The organism is Ochrobactrum teleogrylli, assembly GCF_037482325.1.
Classification (GTDB): Bacteria; Pseudomonadota; Alphaproteobacteria; order Rhizobiales; family Rhizobiaceae; genus Brucella; species Brucella teleogrylli.
Genome location: NZ_JBBHKQ010000002.1, coordinates 987,771 through 1,004,549, shown reverse-complemented (window position 1 = coordinate 1,004,549; position 16,779 = coordinate 987,771). Strand labels below are relative to the sequence as shown.

The following is a 16,779-nucleotide window of genomic DNA, read 5'->3' as shown; positions in this document are numbered from 1 at the left end:
CTCCCAAGGTCCAAAATCTCTGCTTTAGCCCTTCAGATAAAGTTCGAATGCCTCTTCCCCGCTCGCATTCCCATGGATAATGGCCATCAACCCTCGCACGACCGCATTGGGATTGGCATGCTGATAAATGTTGCGCCCATAGACCATGCCCAACGCACCTTGCCGCATCAAGTTCGCAGATTTGTCGAACACCGCACGAAGATCTTCCTTGCCGCCACCGCGCACCAGAACCGGGCACCGTGCGGCTTCGACCACGCGGTGGAAATCTTCCACATTATTCGTCGGGTCCGCCTTGATGATATCCGCGCCCATTTCGCGCGCAAGCCGCGTCAACGTCACAATTTTTTCGGCATCACCGTCGACCATATAGCCGCCCTTTTCGGTGACCGGCTGCATGACCAGTGGCTCGATCATAAGCGGCATTCCGTATTTGTCGCAATCGGCTCGCACGCGGGAAATGTTCTGCACACATTGACGGAACAACTCAGGCTCGTCCGGCAGCATGAAGAGGTTGACGACGACGCAAGCCGCATCCATCTCCATTGCACCGATCAACGGCTCTGCCTCGTTCTGCAACACCGCCCACATGTCACGGTGGCGGATGCGATTATAGGGGTTGCCCATATCGATACGCATGACCAAAGCCGGTTTGTCCTTCCCCGGAATGTCCTGTAGAAGGTCTGACTGGCCGTAATTCATCTGGATCGCATCCGGTGCCGCCTCGACCAACGTCTTGACGACAGACTGAATATCTTCCAGCCCATCCAGAAAGGACGGCTCGTTGCAGACGCCGTGATCGATAGCTACGTCAAGGCAGCGCCCGCCGCCAAACAGCCTGTTCATCCGGACTTTGCTATTGTGTCGCATTCTGTACTCCTTTGTTCGTTCCTTGCGGAAAGCATGATTTCGCTGACGCCGTGGCGCTCGCTGAGAAGGTTGAGAAAACGGGCGCGCTCAATGGCACGCTGTGTGGTGGTCCAGCGCTTTTCTTGAGAAAGCAGGTCGAGAACGGCATCCATCATGTCGAGCGAAAGCTCACCCGAAACGGCCAGCGTCGTTCGTCGCAAAAGCAGATCATCGAGATGTTCGACTGCCTCGTCCCGGATCAGGAACAGGATTTCACGCTCGGAATAACCGGGGTGTGGCAGTGGCCTTTCCGGTCCTGCAGTGATGAAGTCGGTGACTGTCTCGGCATGCGTACCATAACGCTCGAACAATTGAGCCATGCGCACCTCGGACATACGCCTCGCTGTCGCCAGGCCAGCCAGCCAAACCGGCGCGTTTGTGGGAAATGCGCGACCGCCGCCGATTGCGCGATCAGTTGTCGAAACAAGTCGTTGCCGACCAAGCTTTTCCAGAACGATATCTGCTGCCATTTCACCAAACGAGCGGAATGTCGTCCATTTCCCACCGATCATGCACAACACTGACGGGCCGTCGTCGCTCTGTTCGATGACCGTACAGAAATGGTCCCGTGGAATGCGTCCGGTAAAGCTGTCAGTGCTGGTGGGCAATGGCCTTACGCCGGAAAACTGGAAGACGATCTCGTCAGGCCTGACGCTGATGTCTGGCAGGACGAAGGCGAGTGATTGCAGGATATAGTCCCGCTCATCCGCCTCGCAACGCACCGCTTCGGGATTGTTCACCCGGATATCCGTGGAGCCGACCAGAACCTTGCCAAGATAGGGAAAGAGGATGCAAATTCGCCCATCCTCGTTTTCGTAATAAATCATGTGATCGGCAAGTGCGTCACGCAATTCCGCATTGTCGATGATCAGATGCGAGCCCTTGGTGCCGCCCATCAATGGCGCCGGGCGCGCCTGCGGTGGAAAAAGCGTTTCGTTGGCAATGTCGATCCAGCCGCCGGTGGCGTTGATGATCAATGCCGGATCGATGGTAACAGAGGTGCCGCCGAGATGGTCCTCAACGCGATAGCGCCCATCCTCTGCGCGGCGCAGTTCCGCGTAATTCAACGCCCAAACATCACCGTGCGCCTCCAAACCATCCCTCAGCAGTTCGATCCCCAATCTCTCTGGATGGCTCACCCAGGCGTCGAAATAGGTTGCGGAACTTTTGATATTGCGGTTGAGCGCGGGCCATTTTTTGAGTGTCGTGCGACGACCGCGAAACTGGTGACGCGGCATCAGTGCCCGCTTTCGCGTCAGGAAATCATAGATGCAGAGGCCAGCTTTGATTGCGAGGGCACCGCGGCGGCTGGGCCGACGGCTTAACCCCAGGAACCGGACGATGCCGTTGCCAAGACCGGAGAAGATATCGAACACAGGTACTGTTGTCGGGAGCGGCGCAACATAATGCGGCGCATTGCGTAGCAGGCGATCACGCTCGGCCAGCGACTCCTTCACAAGGTTGAACTCGCCATTTTCCAGATAGCGAAGCCCTCCATGGACCATGCGTGACAGGGCCGAACTGGCGCCCGAGCAATAATCGTGCTTCTCCACCAGCAATACATTCAGCCCTTGCAACGCGAGTTCCCGGAAGACGCTGACGCCATTGATGCCGCCGCCAATCACGCACACGTCCACCTTCGGGATCTGGCGGATCCCGTCCAATATCTCTTCACGCTTCATGATGGCGATCCGTTACCTGTCCATGTCAGTCAGTTTCACCGCTATGGCCGTATCGATGGCGGCAAGATCGGCAGCGTCCAGCCGGATTGTTCCAGCCCGCGCATTGTCCATTGCCTGTGTCGGGTTACGCGCTCCACAGAGCGCAAAGGTCACACCGGGCTGCGCAAGCGTCCAGGCGATCACCGTTTGAGCGATACTGGCACTGTGCTTTTCAGCAACCGGCCGGATCGTTTCGGCAAATGCCGTCGCCTTCTGCCGATTGCCGACGGAGAAGCGCGGATTGTGCTTGCGCTGATCGTCGCCAGAAAACACCCGGTCTGCCCCTATTGCGCCGGATAAGAGCCCCAACGCCAGCGACGAATAGCTCAATGTCGCGATGCCTTTGTCCCGAGTCAACGGCAGAAGGTCTGCCTCGATTTCACGATCAATCATGCTGTATCGCTCTTGAATGGCGTCGAGACCCCCAACCGCAATATAGGCTTCAAGATCATGGCGGCTGACATTGCTCGCTCCAATCGCCCGGATCTTGCCGGAGGTTCGAAGATCCTCCAGCGCCCGCATCGTCTCCTCAACCGGTGTCGTCGGGTCCTGCCAATGGGTGATGTAAAGGTCGATATAGTCGGTTCCAAGCCTTCTCAGGCTTTCTTCAACCTCGTGCTGGATCGCATCGCGACCGAGGTATCGGTGGACCGGCTTGCCGTCCTGATCGAAAAAGTGCCGCCCCTTTCGCGTATGCCAGACAAGGCCGCATTTGGTGGCAATAACCGCCTTCTCGCGGCGTCCGGCCAATGCCTTTCCGACGATCTCTTCGGAGCGGCCAAGCCCATAGGCTGGCGCAGTGTCAATCAGCGTGACACCGGCATCGAGCGAAGCCTGTATCGCAGCGATAGATTCTTTTTCGTCGGTGCCGCCCCACATCCAGCCGCCGATCGCCCAGGTTCCCAGCCCGACTGCCGAAGCGGAGACGCCGGACTTGCCGATCTCTCTTATCAACTGTTGCCCGCTCATATCCATTTCCCCTCGCCATTCGCCAGTTCCAATACCCGAGCGCCCGTTGCCTCGTCAGTCACCAGCGTATCCAGATGATTGCCGCGCAGAACGCTGAGGATCGGCGCTGCCTTGTTCGGCCCGCTCGCCACACCGATCTTGGTCGGGATCGAAGCGAATTCGGGCAGCGTCAATGACACCAGCGAACGGTTGAGGCTGTAGTCGCAGACCTGCCCCCGATCATCGAGCAGATGTGCAAGAAGTTCGCATGCCGCGCCAGAACGCTCGATTGCAGCGCGATCCGTGCTGGAAGATGGGTGCAGGTCGTAATAGCTTGAATCATCCGTCAGGATCGAACCGATGCCGACCACTGCGATCTTGGCTTCGCGGGCTCGTTCGAACACGTCGGCGACGGAGCGCATATTCATCAGCATGTCACGCTCAGCCGCACTATCGGCAAACAGCGGCGCATGGATTTGGTAGGAGTGACCGCCCAGCCGATCCGCCATCAACGTTGAGACGTGATTGACGTCGGTATAATGCTTTCCCTGCACACAACCGGTCGCCGGGATTACCTCCACAGCGAAGGGCCGCTGCGCCTGAAGCCCGGCCACTACAGCACTGACGCCCTTGCCGCCGGTGATGCAGATCGTATCTCCGTCGGTAATCTCCTCAAGCAGCAACCGAGCTGCCGCCTCACCAACCGCCTGAAGTGCCGTTTGCGGATTGTCAGACACGGTCGGCACGATCACGGCACGACCGATGCCGCCGAGCGCCAGAAGCTGTTCCTCCATGTCGACCAGCGGTTCGACGGGCGACTTGATCTTGATTTCGACGAGGCCGAGCTGGCGACCACGCTTGATGAGGCGGTTTACCGTCGCATGCGAGATGCCAAGCTGGTCGGCAATTTGCGCCTGTGTCAATCCTTCGAGAAAATGCAGGACCAGGGCCTGATGCATCTGCCTTGCGATGACAATTTCCTCGCGCGGCGCGTTAGCGGGTTTCCGTTTGGCAATCGGCATGTCAGGCAGCCTTCCGCTTATGAAGGAAATGGTCAATCGATACGGCGGCAAGCAGAATGCAACCCTTGATCATGTCTTGCCAATAAACCGAGACGTTTAGCAAGATCAGCGAACTTGTGACCACCGAAAGCAGGGCAATACCGAGAATTGCCCCCAGGATCGTGCCTGATCCCCCACTCAACGAGGCGCCCCCGATCACGGCAGCGGCAATGATGTTGAGTTCCATGCCAACACCGAAGGTGGGCGTCGCTGCACCGAAGCGGGACATGTAGATAACGCCTGCCACACCCGACAGCGTGGCGCAAAGTACTGTTACCCAGAATTTCACCTGATTGGTCTTGATGCCGGAATAGAGCGCTGCCTTCTCGTTGCTGCCGGTGTAGAAAACCTTGCGGAAGGCCGTTGCACGACGCAGCAGGAAATCGAAAAATACGACCACGGCGACGAAGATCAGAATGACAATCGGGACGCCCTGAAACGTGCCCTGCCCGATCGCCTTGAACGATGGCGGCAAGGTGAAGAGCGACAGCGGGGTGCCTTTGGTTATGATCAGGCAGACGCCGCGTACGATCACCATCGCTGCCAGCGATGTGATGAAGTGGTTCAAGCCCACGACCGTAACGAAGAAACCCATGACACAGCCGATCAATCCGCTGGCGATAATGCCGATCAGCGATGCGCTCCAGGGGTCGAGCCCCATCAGAAACAATGTCCCCGAAAGAACCATCGAGAAGCAGACGACCGAACCCACCGACAGGTCGATGCCGCCGACGATCAACAAGATCGTCATACCAACAACGACAATGCCTTCTACCGAAAACGACATCAGCATGGCCCGAAAATTGCCAAATGTCAGGAAGTGCGGCGACGCGAAGCTCATGGCGATGCAAAGCGCCAGAATGATCGCGATCAGTCCCGCTTCGCGCATCGTGCCCAGCCGTTTCCAGCCTGAGGCGCCTTTTCCATAGGTTGTTGTCACTGTTGCGCTCGTCATGACCGTCTTCCCAGCCCCTGTTTCCTGTTCATGCGACATGCTGTGATGCCTTCGAATTCTTGGGGTCATCAATGCCCGACGCAAGCCGCATGATCGCTTCTTCCGTCATCGCTTCGCCCTCGACTTCACCCATAACCCTACCCTCCCGGATGACCAGCACCCTGTCGCAAAGGCCGAGAAGTTCCGGCAGCTCCGATGAAATCACAATGATGCCAATTCCAGAGCGCGCGAGATCACGCAGCAGCCGGTGGATTTCCGATTTCGCACCAACATCAATGCCTCGCGTCGGTTCGTCCATCAGGATGACCTTCGGATTGACCGCCAGCTGCTTGGCTATGGCCACCTTCTGCTGATTGCCGCCCGAAAGCGACGAGACAGGCATGCCGATCCCGCCCATTCGCACGCCGAGCCGACGGGTGAGTTCTTGTGCGCGTTCGGCTTCAGCCTTGGAGTTCAATAGACCGAGCGGTCCGGTCAGCGATTTCAGGTCCAGGACAGCAATGTTTTGGGCAATAGAAAGATCGAGGAAGACCCCGGAACCCTTCCGGTCTTCCGAGAGATAGACAACCCCCGCCTGCACGGCGTCGGCGTAAGACTTCGCCCGAAGCTTCTGCCCATACAGAAACACCTCGCCCTCGTGAACAGGGCGCAATCCGCAGATGCCTTCGGCGATTTCGGTACGTCCCGATCCAATCAGCCCACCAACACCCAGAATTTCGCCTTGTCGCAAGTTGAAACTGACGTCTTTGAAACGGCTGTTGTCCCCAAGACCACGGACACTCAGAACGGTTTCTTCCGTACGCTCTTCCAAAGCCTGCTTTTCAGGATAGAGCTGCGTAATCTCGCGACCGACCATACGACGCACGATATCATCCGGCGTCAGGTCCGCGACGTTCTCTGTCGAAACATAGCGCCCATCGCGCAGCACGGTGACCCGATCACACAGGCTGAAGATTTCGGCCATGCGGTGGCTGATATAGATGATCGATATTCCCTGGGATTTCAGGTTTCGGATAATACCGAACAGAACCTTTGTCTCGGCTTCCGTCAGCGCCGCCGTTGGTTCATCGAAGATCAGAACTTTGCAATCGAGCGTCAATGCTTTTGCAATTTCGACCAGTTGCTGGTTGGAGATCGACAGTTCCGAGACCTTGCGGCGCACATCAATCGGTGCCAGCCGGTCCATCACTGCCTGCGCGGTCCGCTGTAACTCGGCGTAGTTCATGAAGGGCGAACGGCGACGATCTGTTGTCGCCATGAACATGTTCTCGGCCACGGTCACATCGGGGCAGAGCGCAATTTCCTGATGGACAAGACCAAGCCCAAGAGCCTGCGCAATGGTGGGCGACGTTACCCGGACCGGCGAACCCTCTACGCGGATTTCGCCTTCTGTCGGCTGCACCACACCGGCAATGATGTTCATGAGCGTCGACTTCCCCGCGCCATTTTCGCCGCAGATCGCATGAACTTCGCCCTTCGCGAGGCTGAAGTTCACGTCCGTTAACGCTTTCACCGCACCGAAATGCTTGCTCACGTTGCGGATTTCCAAAACGGACACAGACACCATGACATGCTCCTCCCCAAGCTTGCGGTGGCCATACGGAACTTAACCATCCCGGATGGCCGACACAAAAGGTTACTCGTCGATCCCTTTGGTGCCCCGCCGCTTCAGGTACTTGTCCCAATAAAAGTCGTCCGCATTCTCTGCCGTAACAATCGACAGCCCGTTGTCGACGAATGGAATGCTCATCGGATTGAAGCCGGAACGCTTGGAGTCGTTCATCGGGTCAATGAGTTCGGGATGCTTGGCGAGCCACAGCATCATGAAGCCCATATAGCCTTGCATGCCCTGATTAGGGTTGATCGAGCCGAACACCTGTCCAGCCTTGATCATATCGAGGATGTTGGCATTGACGTCGGCACACATGACGAGGATATTGCCGCCGCTTTCCTGATTGGCTTGGGAGGCCCCGATCGCCGAGTTGGCTTCCGGCATGAAAACCGCGCCCAGGTTTGGGTGTGCCTGAACCAGACTCATAAGCCCCTGATAGGCCTTGTTAGGGTCCTGGTTGGAGGCTGCGCGACCAACGAGCTTCAAGTCTGGATATTTTTCCTCCATCCGGGCGATGAAAGCCGCTATGCGCTTGTCATGGTTGTCCTGACCCGGATTTTCAAGAACGGCATATTCGCCCTTGCCGCCCATCTTCTTTGCAATCGCGTCGGCGGCATAGGTGCCTTCGCGGGTATTGTCCGAAGTGATGAACGAAATACGTTTCGAGAGTGGTGAGTCCGCAGCGAAAGTGACGACGGCAGTGCCCTGATCAATCGCCCGGTTGATAGGCTCAACGAAGGGGTCCGAGTTCATCGGATGGACAAGAATGCCCGCCGGATTTTGGGCCAGCGCCTGATCGAAGGTAGCGATCTGCTTGTTGACGTCATATTCCGGCGTGCCGGTATAGGCTGTCTCGCAACCGAACTGCTGACCGGCTTGTTTGAACATCTCGTAAACCGGGAACCAATATTCGACGCCCGAAACCATGACGTTCATGACATATTTTTCGCCCGGCTTGCAGCGAAACGGGTTTTCCGTTTCCGCGCTTGCTACACCGGTGAATAGCGTCGTTGCTAGGATCGCCGCTGCGGATGTACTTAGAAAATTGCGCAAGTTCCCTCCTTGAGGCCGAAGCCCCTCCCAATATCCTTTGTCGCCCTACCGAGCGGCCGATGAACTCTGAAGACCGAACCTCCTCCTCGAAATCCGGTAAAGCCAGATAATCGGAAGAAATTTGCTATGTCAATATAATTCACATAATGAAATATATTTCACACCACTCCGAGAAGCGTCGAGTACAAGTTGCTAATCCTGCGCGGGAAAAATCTTTGATGTTGTTATAAGCGCTGATGAGGAAGGCAGGCATGCGTGACGCGGATATGTGGCAGAACCATCAAGCAAAGTAGAATGGTGGTGAAACGCCTATTGAATAGATGCGGTGCAAGCGGCACTAGAACACCCGCTTCCACCGTCAGCTGTCAGCAATATGTGATTATGGCTTGCGCCTGCTATAGTCCCAAAGGGATTTATTGCTTGACGAAACGGCAATTGCGCCCTCTTTCATTGCCTTCGCAACATCGGTCTCATCACAGATAAAGCCGGAAGCCACGATAGGCGGGAGACGGCGTTTGTCCTCTGCAGAGAGATAGCCAAGCATGGGCGATGGCATGATCTGCACCAGATTGGGCCCGCTTTGCGAAATCGCCTTCAGGCTGCGCGGCCAGGTGGACCGGTCGGTCACAAAGACTTTCTGCATGGTCAGAAGGCCGCATTGCGCTGCCTTCTGGATTGTTGGAACACGGGTCGACAGCAGAACCGAAATGCCAATCTCTGCAAGGAATTCGATAGCTCCCTTGTCCTGCGACAGGCCTTCGCAACTGTCGATGTTCAGAACGATCAGCTTGTTGCTTTTTTTGAGCGCGTTGAGCACTTCGGCCACATGGCGCAAGGCAATGTTGGCGACAATGCCCACTTCCGCCTTGCTGTCCAGAAATGCCTGAAGATTATCCACGCCGTAGAGCGTCGCCATGACTGGCGCCCGCAAAAGCCGCTCACCGATCGTTCTGTCCAAAGTCATTCCATCATTTTCCGTCTCTTGGCATGTCGAGCGAAAGTCCGAGCTTGCCGGGGTTAAGCAGATTGTCCGGGTCGAGCGCCTTCTTCACCGTTTCAAGGAGAGGAAACGCAGAACCCAGAGCGTCCTTCATGTAAGGCGCGCGGAGCAGTCCGACGCCGTGGTGATGGCTCAAGGCTGCACCATACTTGATTAGAACGGCATTGGCAGCATCCCAGGCAGCACGATACCATTCGGCGCGCTTTTCCACTTCCACGTCGCCACGCAGCGAGAAATAGAGGCAGGCGCCGTCGACATAGGCATGCGACTGATGCGCCGAACCGGCCAGCGTCCCCGGCACTGCATTGATTGCAGCGACGACCTCGTCGTAGATCGCAGGCAGATCGCGCCAGCATCCCGTCATTTCCAGCGTATCGGCAACAAAGCCCGGGCTGCGCTTGAAGCCTTCGGCGCTCTTGCCGGTCAGATAGCGCGTGTCGAGCCACTTCTCGAAGATCGTGTCACCATCGAGCTTGTCACCGAGTTCGGCGCAAACCTTCTCGCTGATCGCCATCACGGCGTCGACCATTTCCTGAGCGCCTTCATCGGCGATCAGCAGCACGTTGCTTTCCGGCAGGCCGAACTGCACACCGCTTTCCAGCTCGTCGTAAAGACGCAGTGCTGCGGGATTGGCGCCGCCCTGCATGATACGGCGGCAGGCTTCCAGACCGATGCCGAAGCTCTTGAAGCCATAGGCGATCGCGCGGGCATAATGCGGCAGACGATGCAGCTTAAAGCGCGCCTTCACGATAATGCCAAGCGTGCCTTCCGAACCAATGAATAGCTGCTGGAGATCGGGTCCGATGGCTGCACGGGCATAGTTTCCAACCGTCACCAGCGAACCGTCCGCCAGCACGACTTCCATGCCGTACACCATGTCCTCGATCTTGCCATAGCGTGTCGAAAGCTGACCTGCGCCGCGGCAAGCGATCCAGCCGCCCACGGTGCTGATACCGAATGAGGACGGCCAATGGCCCATGGTCATGCCAAAGTCGCGCTGGATCATCTCCTCGAAAATATCGCCGAACATGCCAGCTTCAACTTCAACGATCTGGCTGTCCGCATCGAAGCTGACGAAACGGTTGAGATTGCAGACATCAAGCACAATACCGCCGCGCAACGGGAGTGCCGCGCCCGTAACGTTGGAGCGTCCGGCAGAAACCGTAACCGGAACTTTTGCTTCATGCGCAAGGCGCATGACGGACTGAACCTGTTCGACCGTCGAAACGCGAACGAATACGCCGTCGACCGTTGCGGGCTTTCCACCCGTTTCCGCGACCATGGTGCGCGCCCACCAGTCGCGGGTGTTCACGACGACATCTTCGCGCGCTGTCAGAACTTCGTCTGCAACGCCCCGCAGCTTTTCAACGAGAGCAGCGTCTACGGCAACGGCGTTCTGAGCCAGATCGGCCTCGGTGCCGATTTCCTTGATGCTGCCGGCATAATGCGGCTGGGTCGGTGCGCCAACGACATAATTTCCACGATTATAACCGCGTTTGATGGCTTCCTTGCTGATCATATTCAGTTCGCTCCTATGAGAATGGATTTTTCTTTTTCGGTCGCAGCCACATAAGCGGCGACCTGACGGTCGATTTCGGTTTGGGGGAGACCAAGCTCCTCACCCAGCAAAGCGCCCACCTTGGCGGCGGCACGGGCGGAAGCATCGCGCGCCATCAGGCGGGCACGCATACGACGCGACAGCACGTCATCGATGGTCCGGGCAAGTTCATGCCGGGCGGCGTAGATGACTTCGCCGCCGGTATAGGGCAACCCTTCCACAATCGGTTGGCAAAGTTCAGGACGAGCGGCCATCAGATCACTGACGAAGCGCGATTCCGTACCGTAACGTTCGCCCAGATGCGCCTCCATGCCACCCGAAGCGACGATTGCCTGCGCGTCATAACCGGCGGCACCGAGCAAAAAGGCTTTCTTGGTGGTGCAACGGCGGCGATCACCCAGAACTTTCGCGGCGGCATCCACCGTCTGTTCGGCCATATGGCGCGACGTCGTCAGCTTACCGCCCACAATCGTGACAAGGCCATCAGGCGCAACATGCACGGAATGGTCGCGTTTGACGTCCATGGTGCTGCCGCCCGATGAAGCGGCCACCAGCGGACGACATCCGGCAATGCTGCCGACGACATCATCCGGCGTCAGGTCGATATTGAGCGCGCTGCATGCGCCCTCGATCAGAAAATCAAGCTCGCGGCGCGTGCAATGCACATCATCGAGATCGCCCTGATAATCCTCATCGGTCGTGCCGAGATAGGAGACATTGCCCCAGCGCGTGATGGTCGCCCGGCGGCTACGGCCCGGCACGGGCACCGTCACCGTGCAGTCGTTGCGGATTTTCAGCCAGGGGATCGCCACGTGAACACCCTTTGCGGGGCGCACATGCAACGGCTTTTCGCCGTCCTTGCCAAGGCCCATCCAGTCGCGCAGCCATACGCCCGTCGCCATGATGACGGCCTTGGCGCGCACCCGAATTTCCTTGCCCTCGACGGTATGAACGATTGCGCCATCAACCCGGCCCGAACTGCGGGTGATCTCGGCAACTTTCGAGTGGTTGAGGACCGTCGCCCCATGAAAACCGGCCGAGCGGGCAAGCGCCAGCGTCAGGCGCGCATCGTCGACGCGGGCATCAAAATACATCAGGCCACCGCGCAGATACTCGTCCTTGAAGGTCGGGCAATGCGCCAGCACTTCCGCCGCAGTCAGCTTCTGATGCAGGATGCCTTCGCGCCATCCGCCTGCCAGATCATAGGTCCAGAGCAAGCCTTCAAACGCCTTGGCAAAGCGCGAGTCGAACACACCATCCCTTTCAAGAATGGGGAACAGGAAAGGCAGGCGCTGCACCAGATGGCTTGCGTTGCGGCGCAGGCGCTGGCGCTCCAGCAGGGAATGACGAACCAGCCCAAGATTGCCCTGTTCGATATAGCGCAAGCCGCCATGCACCATCTTGGAGGATTTCGATGATGTACCGGATGCGAAATCATCCTTCTCGACCAGCGCAACACGAAAGCCGCGCAGACTTGCGTCGAAGGCGCAGTAAGCCCCGGTCACGCCGCCGCCGACGATCAGAATATCGTAGGTTTCGGTGGCAAGACGGTCTTCCTGTTCCGAACGGTTCAGCCGCAGCGGTTCGGTGCGGATCATCCGGGCGCGATCCTTGTCCGCGCGCCGGGAGCGCAGATTCAGCATTTCAACTCCTGTTTAATGATAGTGACCGGATCGAACGCGTGCGACTTCCTCATCCGTGAGGGAATGCCACCGCGCTCTGCGGTCCTGTCTTTCCGCTTCGCTGGTCTTGGGGATAAAAAGATTGCCTTCGGGCAGCGTGGCGCGAGCTTCAGCAAGGTCGCTCCATAGCAAGCCATCGCTGCCTGCCAGAAATGCGGTTCCCCGCAGGCTCGCGCGATCCTGATCCGCCATGCGCCGCACCGGCACACCGCTGAGATCGGCCTGCAGCTGAAGCAGCGTATCGCTGGAGGAAAGCCCTCCACCTGCCACCACTTCCCGAACCGGAACGCCCGCCACTTTAGAGCTCGCCTCCGCACAGGAAACGACCGAATGCGCAATACCTTCCAGAATGGCATGAGCAAGATGCGCCCGGCTATGTGCCATCGAGAGCCCGGTCAGTGATGCCCGGCCATCGGGAACGATGTTCGGCTGGCGCAATCCCGTCAGGGTCGGCATGAAGAACAGCCCATCGGAAGACGGTACAGTTGCAGCCAGCTCGCTGATTTCCTTGGCATTCTCGAACCAGCGCATTTCATTACAGAGCCAGTTGAGCGCTGAACCGGTTGTGGCGGCGTAAGTCTCGACCGCGAAATGCGAGAGGTTCTCGCTCCGCCAGGCCGTCATGGTGAAAGTTGCCTCGTAGAGGCCGGGATTCTTTGGCGTCTGCTTTCCGATCACAAGATCGACGAAACTACCCGTACCGTGTACGCACATGGCTTGCCCTGCATCGTGACAGCCAAGACCGACAAGACCACCAAGCTGATCACCGCAAGACGCCTTGATCGGCACGCGGATACCGAGAATATCCTGGCGCGTATAACCGAAATCGTCAGCGTCCTGTTTCAGCGCGGGCAACAGCTCCAGCGGAAAATCCTGCGCCTCCACCCATTCGGTGAAGTAGCGGTTCTCAGCGAGAATATAGGCACCGGCAGAAGTCGCATTCGTCGGCGTGGTGACGGCCTTGCGTTCTTCGGACAGATTCCACAGCAGCCACGTGTCGACCGTGCCGAAAGCAAGCCTTTTCGCTTTCCATGCCTCGCGCACGGCGGGCGTCTCCTGCATGTGGCGCGCCGCCCATAGATAGATCGCGCGTCCGCCCACAGGACGTCCGGCAAGCGACACGAGTTTCGCGTCCCAGATGGCTCCGAGTGGTTTCAGTTCTTCGGCATAGCGCGAATCCTGCCAGACCATGGCGGGAACCAGCGCCCGGCCCGTTTGCGTATCCCACAGAACACCGGTGGCGCGTTGCGTGGCGATTGCCATTGCAGCAATCTCCACGTCCGCATCACGTGCGGCTGCAATGGTCTTGCCGCACATTTCGATGGTCTTTTGCAAAAGAACATCGGCGTCCTGCTCCACCACGTTGTGACGTGGTGAAGAGACGGCAAGCGTCGTGTAATTGACGGCGGAGACCGAACCGTCGGCCGCGACAAGCGCGGCCCTGGTTCCGGACGTTCCTTCATCAATGGCCAGAATGGCCTGTCTGCGTCCGTTCACATTATCCTCCGTTGTTACCGGTCGCCTTCGAACTGCGGCGCATTTGGCTCGTCATCCGGGCTGACCTTGGTGCGGGTCGGATCCCACTGAATGATCGAGCAGATGATGCAAGCGATCAGTGGAACCACCGACAGGATCAGGAATGTCGGGCCGAGGCCGTAGCTCTCACGGAAGAGCGGAAAGACCAGCAGGCCAAGGGCCGCTCCCATGGCGCCGAGTGCACCGATGATGCCGTTCGCGCCTGCACGCAGTTCGCTTCGGAACGAGAGCGACGACAGACTCTTGCCGTTTGCGCCCGGACCACCGGAATGGAACAGGATGAACAGCGATGGCACGATCACTGCAAGCCAGGTCGGCATGGTGTCATGGAACAGGCCCATGATGACAAGCATGACGAAGACTGCACCAAAACCGATGGCGGAAGCCTTGCGCAGGCCAAGCACGCGCCCGATGACAGGTGAAGAAAAGCCGCCGATGATACCGAATACGTTGAACACCAGCGTGCCCAACATGGCATAGATGAAATCCTTGCCGAACAGCGCTGCACTGATGAGGGGTAGATACCAGCCCACAGCAAAATACTGGATGGATTGCCCGATCTGGACAGTGGCCGCTAGAATAGTGCGGGGCAGATAGATGCCACGGAAAATCAGGGCAACATTGGCAATGCCGCGGCGGGCCTGATTGAGAACCGGTAGACGGTCTTCCGGAAGAGCGGCAACGAAATCGCGATGATAGATGCGTGTCATCGCACGGGCAGCCTCTTCCAGCCTTTCCTTGCGGGCAAGCCAGATCGGGCTTTCGACCATGAACATTGCCTGAAGCACCATGATGGCAAAGGCAAAGATACCAGTGGCCGCGACGGAATAGCGCCAGATCGCATCACCCACATCCCAGCTGTAGAACAGCATGGCCAGAAGCACATTGGTACAAACGGCTGTGTACCAGATGCCCTGCCATGTATTGAGACGGCTGCGCAGGCGCGCAGGGGTGAACTCGGCAAGGACGGCCATGGCGATGGCAAAGTCGATACCGTAGGCGGCGCCAACGAAGAAGCGTCCCAACAGAATGACTTCGTAGGAATGCGCGGTCATCACCAGCACTGCGCCGATGAGCGCGATGAGCTTTGCGAATATCAGCGGGCACATACGCCCCCAACGGTCGGCAATCCAGCCACCAATCGGATTGAAAGCGATCGACACCCACGCGGCGAATGAGGTCATCAATGCGACCTGCGCCGCGTCCAGTCCCAGATCGCGTGTCATTGGCCCAAGGCCTGCGCTCAATGCCGAATTGGCGAAGGCATCAAGAAACAGGCCACCAAGGGCGAGCCACCAGATGACACCGGCGCGGCCTCGAATGCCGTCATTCGCATCTATGTAGGAAATGATATCCGGTACGCCCCTAAGGGCTATTTTGCTTCCGTGCATTACGGCGTCCTCCCAACGTCGCTATGACATCTGCAAGAGGACTTATCCGGATTCCAGACGCAATAAGACCACCCTTGCAGATGGTCTTAAATCTTCAGTCTGCATTTGTAGTTATAGCCACTTTTTATGAGGAGTCAATGCACCACTTTTATCGCAGAAGCGACGCTGGATAATGCCGCTCTGAAGGAGGACGCACGGGCGGGCCAGCGCCGGGTATGCTGCGACATAGTCGGATGCGTAAGAGCTTGGCCGCAATCAAGACTTCAGCGCGCCAAGCAACTCTAGCAGCCCGGCTTTCAATGCCGCGACATCATCCTCATCGGCGCGCAACGCAATCTCGTTCATCGCGCCGTTGAGCAGTATGGCAAGCATAGTCGGGCCAGCTGAGAAGCGGATGGCGCCGGCATCGATCGCCTCTTCTACGCCGATGCGGAGGAGATCAAAGGAAAGTTCGCGATCAAGCGCTTCCCATCTCTCGCGCCCGAGTACACCTGGCGCATCGATAACAAGTATGCGACGGCTGTCCGGTCGGACCATAAAGTCAATCCACGAGAGAGAACCCTGCTCTAGCGCCTCGACAGGATTGGTCAAATCCTCGGTTGCGATTCGGATTGCTTCGGCCGCATCAACGGCGAGATCGCGACACACCGCCTCGAACAAATCCGACTTGTCCCGATAGTGATGGTAGAGCGCGCCCCGTGTCACACCGGCTGCGGCTATGATCGCCTCCGTGCTGGTTTGCGCATAGCCTTCCCGGGCAAACAGTGTTCGCGCCGCAGCAACCAACCGCCCCTTGGTCTGGCTCGTGCGAAGTTCATTCTTGGTCATTTCCGCTTCCTTCGGAATTTCATTGACAGACAGTCTGTTTGTTTTTAAGTCTTCCATGGAGACAGATAGTCTGTTTGTTTATAATAGGCAAGGAGGCCAGTATGCGATTTACCGACCGCTACCCCATCATCGTCACCCCAAACAAAAACGCGGCACGCGACTTTTGGGCAAAATATCTTGAGTTTGAGGTGGCTTTCGATAGTTCATGGTTTTGCCTGCTCGTCGCAGAGGGCGGAACGGCCTCAATCGCCTTCATGACACCCGATCATCCTTCGTCGCCCCCCGGCCCCGAAATCTACACCGGAAGCGGACTCTGCTTCGAAATGGAAGTTGCGGACGCAAAGGCCGCCCATGAGGAACTGGCAGGCAGGGGGCTGCCAATTACTTATCCGCTCACTGAAGAGCCTTTCGGCCAGCGCCGCTTTGGCTTCGCAGATCCAACTGGCTTGTGGGTGGATGTGGTCGAGCAAATCGCGCCGCAAAGAGACTTCTGGGACAAATATATGGTGTGATCCACACAATTCATCA

Annotated in this window: 14 protein-coding genes; 1 reads left to right on the top strand and 13 read right to left on the bottom strand. The window is 57.8% G+C overall.

Annotated features, from left to right (window positions below; genetic code table 11):
• Positions 1–24: 24 nt before the first annotated feature.
• The 13 genes from WIX40_RS22160 to WIX40_RS22100 form a co-directional block, all read right to left on the bottom strand.
• Positions 25–867 (bottom strand): class I fructose-bisphosphate aldolase, encoded by an 843-nt coding sequence (locus WIX40_RS22160; RefSeq protein ID WP_339442234.1) that lies wholly within the window; start codon positions 865–867, stop codon positions 25–27.
• Complete coding sequence (locus WIX40_RS22155; protein ID WP_339442233.1) at positions 840–2,588, bottom strand: glycerol-3-phosphate dehydrogenase/oxidase; 1,749 nt, start codon at positions 2,586–2,588, stop codon at positions 840–842. The genes WIX40_RS22160 and WIX40_RS22155 overlap by 28 nt, the downstream gene beginning before the upstream one ends.
• Before the next feature lie 12 nt (positions 2,589–2,600).
• Positions 2,601–3,596, bottom strand: a complete 996-nt coding sequence (locus tag WIX40_RS22150; RefSeq protein WP_339442231.1) for an aldo/keto reductase — start codon at positions 3,594–3,596, stop codon at positions 2,601–2,603.
• Positions 3,593–4,597, bottom strand: coding sequence for a sugar-binding transcriptional regulator (locus WIX40_RS22145; protein WP_339442230.1), 1,005 nt, complete (start codon positions 4,595–4,597; stop codon positions 3,593–3,595). Before WIX40_RS22145 ends, WIX40_RS22150 begins: the two co-directional genes overlap by 4 nt.
• A 1-nt stretch (position 4,598) precedes the next feature.
• The gene (locus WIX40_RS22140) at positions 4,599–5,591 is read right to left on the bottom strand and encodes an ABC transporter permease (protein ID WP_109366269.1); all 993 of its coding nucleotides are present in this window, start codon (positions 5,589–5,591) and stop codon (positions 4,599–4,601) included.
• A 28-nt stretch (positions 5,592–5,619) separates the two neighbouring features.
• Positions 5,620–7,158: a sugar ABC transporter ATP-binding protein gene (locus WIX40_RS22135; protein ID WP_339442227.1), complete on the bottom strand. Its 1,539-nt coding sequence runs from the start codon at positions 7,156–7,158 to the stop codon at positions 5,620–5,622.
• Between the two features lie 69 nt (positions 7,159–7,227).
• Positions 7,228–8,256 carry a substrate-binding domain-containing protein gene (locus WIX40_RS22130; protein WP_339442225.1) on the bottom strand — a complete coding sequence of 343 codons (1,029 nt, stop codon included), beginning with the start codon at positions 8,254–8,256 and terminating at the stop codon, positions 7,228–7,230.
• 379 nt (positions 8,257–8,635) lie between these two features.
• Entirely contained in the window at positions 8,636–9,220 is a 585-nt protein-coding gene (locus WIX40_RS22125) for a glycerol-3-phosphate responsive antiterminator (RefSeq protein ID WP_339442223.1), read from the bottom strand.
• A 4-nt stretch (positions 9,221–9,224) separates the two neighbouring features.
• The gene (locus WIX40_RS22120) at positions 9,225–10,775 is read right to left on the bottom strand and encodes an FAD-binding oxidoreductase (protein WP_339442221.1); all 1,551 of its coding nucleotides are present in this window, start codon (positions 10,773–10,775) and stop codon (positions 9,225–9,227) included.
• Between the two features lie 2 nt (positions 10,776–10,777).
• Complete coding sequence (locus tag WIX40_RS22115) at positions 10,778–12,457, bottom strand: glycerol-3-phosphate dehydrogenase/oxidase (RefSeq protein WP_339442220.1); 1,680 nt, start codon at positions 12,455–12,457, stop codon at positions 10,778–10,780.
• 12 nt (positions 12,458–12,469) lie between these two features.
• The gene (locus tag WIX40_RS22110; protein WP_339442218.1) at positions 12,470–13,993 is read right to left on the bottom strand and encodes an FGGY-family carbohydrate kinase; all 1,524 of its coding nucleotides are present in this window, start codon (positions 13,991–13,993) and stop codon (positions 12,470–12,472) included.
• A gap of 14 nt (positions 13,994–14,007) precedes the next feature.
• Positions 14,008–15,423 carry an MFS transporter gene (locus tag WIX40_RS22105; RefSeq protein ID WP_339442216.1) on the bottom strand — a complete coding sequence of 472 codons (1,416 nt, stop codon included), beginning with the start codon at positions 15,421–15,423 and terminating at the stop codon, positions 14,008–14,010.
• Between the two features lie 255 nt (positions 15,424–15,678).
• Positions 15,679–16,251: a TetR/AcrR family transcriptional regulator gene (locus WIX40_RS22100; protein ID WP_339442215.1), complete on the bottom strand. Its 573-nt coding sequence runs from the start codon at positions 16,249–16,251 to the stop codon at positions 15,679–15,681.
• Between the two features lie 101 nt (positions 16,252–16,352).
• On the opposite strand from WIX40_RS22100, the gene WIX40_RS22095 reads away from it, so the two are divergent.
• Positions 16,353–16,763 carry a VOC family protein gene (locus WIX40_RS22095; protein ID WP_339442213.1) on the top strand — a complete coding sequence of 137 codons (411 nt, stop codon included), beginning with the start codon at positions 16,353–16,355 and terminating at the stop codon, positions 16,761–16,763.
• Positions 16,764–16,779: the final 16 nt, after the last annotated feature.